The organism is Azospirillum sp. B506 (assembly GCF_000333595.1).
Classification (GTDB): Bacteria; Pseudomonadota; Alphaproteobacteria; order Azospirillales; family Azospirillaceae; genus Azospirillum.
Window position 1 is genome coordinate 1 of record NZ_BADK01000428.1, and the last position, 1,217, is coordinate 1,217.

Annotated in this window: 2 protein-coding genes and 1 pseudogene; all 3 read left to right on the forward strand. The window is 67.7% G+C overall.

Annotation, left to right across the window (positions count from 1 at the left end):
• Positions 1-286: pseudogene (locus I71_RS13235) on the forward strand (NADP-dependent isocitrate dehydrogenase); the annotation flags it as partial.
• 42 nt (positions 287-328) lie between these two features.
• Positions 329-880 carry an RNA polymerase sigma factor gene (locus tag I71_RS13240; RefSeq protein WP_042695327.1) on the forward strand — a complete coding sequence of 184 codons (552 nt, stop codon included), beginning with the start codon at positions 329-331 and terminating at the stop codon, positions 878-880.
• The coding region (locus I71_RS13245) for an anti-sigma factor (RefSeq protein WP_042695328.1) at positions 880-1,217 on the forward strand (338 nt) is incomplete at its 3' end. The genes I71_RS13240 and I71_RS13245, both read left to right, overlap by 1 nt.

Consider the following 1,217-nt stretch of genomic DNA (forward strand, 5'->3'; position numbering starts at 1 on the left):
CGGGCTGCCCAACGATCTGGCGGAACTGGTGCTGCCGCTGTCGACCGATGCGCTGACGCTGACCAGCATCTCCAACCGCTCGCAGCGGGTCTGGCCGGACGGCAATGCCGACGTGTTCTGCACCGACCATTGGCGCTGCCGCTTCCTGTCGCAGCATGGTCCGGTGCAGCATGGCGCCATCGTCGAGCTGCTGGGCCGGCTTGCCGCGGCGGGGATCGACTTCACCCAGACCGAGAATCTCAGCAATTTCGACGGCAAGGCCGGCTTTTCCTCGCCCGGGCTTTGATGTGACCGGCGGTGTTGGAATAAAGCGGCAGGGCAGGGCGTCATGACCGGTGACGACGCCAGCCCCGGACCCGACATGAGCCTGCCCGACATCGACGACCGCGCCATCGCCGCTCATGTGCCGCGGCTCCGGCGTTATGCCACCGCGCTGGTGGGCAACCGGTCGGATGCCGACGATCTGGTGCAGGACTGCGTGGAAAAGGCGCTGGCCAACCGCCACGCGCTGCGCGACCCGTCGAAAATTGGCGGATGGCTGATGACGATCCTGCACAACCTGCACATCTCCACCCAGCGCAGCCGCCGCCGCCGCGGGGCGGAGGTTCCGGTTGAGGATCTGGCCGACGATCTGGCGCTGAGTGCTCCGCCGGCCGACCGCGGTGCGGTGCGCGACTTCGTCCGCGCCTTCGCCCAGCTGACCGACGAACATCGCACCATCCTGCTGCTGACGGGAATGGAGGGGTTGTCCTACCGCGAAGTGGCGGAGGTGTTGGAGTTGCCGATCGGGACGGTGATGTCGCGGCTGGCCCGGGCGCGCGAAAAATTGAGGGTCCTGCTGGACGGTGGAACCCAGCAGGTCGTCAGGAGGATCAAGTGATGAGCGGCACCCGCGATCCCGTGACCGAGGCCGAGCTGCATGCCTGGCTCGACGGCGAATTGCCGGAGGAACGGCTTGCCGAGGTCGAGAGCCACCTCGCCGACAATCCCGAGGTCGCCCAGCGCTTCGAACGCTACCGTGCCCAGCGCTCCCTGCTGGGACAGAGCTTCGGCCCGCTGATCGACCAGCCGCTGCCCGACTGCCTGACTCCCCCTTCACGGCGCGCGATCCTTTGGAAAAACCGGCTCTTGCCCGTGGCGGGGTGCCTGGTGGGGAATGGCGATTGCTGCTTCCCTCCTGGTGTTCGTGGCCGGGCGGACCAGCGGCTGGCTGCTGC

What these genes read in the sequence shown, in the direction of transcription:
- I71_RS13240 (WP_042695327.1), top strand. Translation starts at nt 329, where the DNA reads ATGACCGGTGACGACGCCAGCCCCGGACCCGACATGAGCCTGCCCGAC.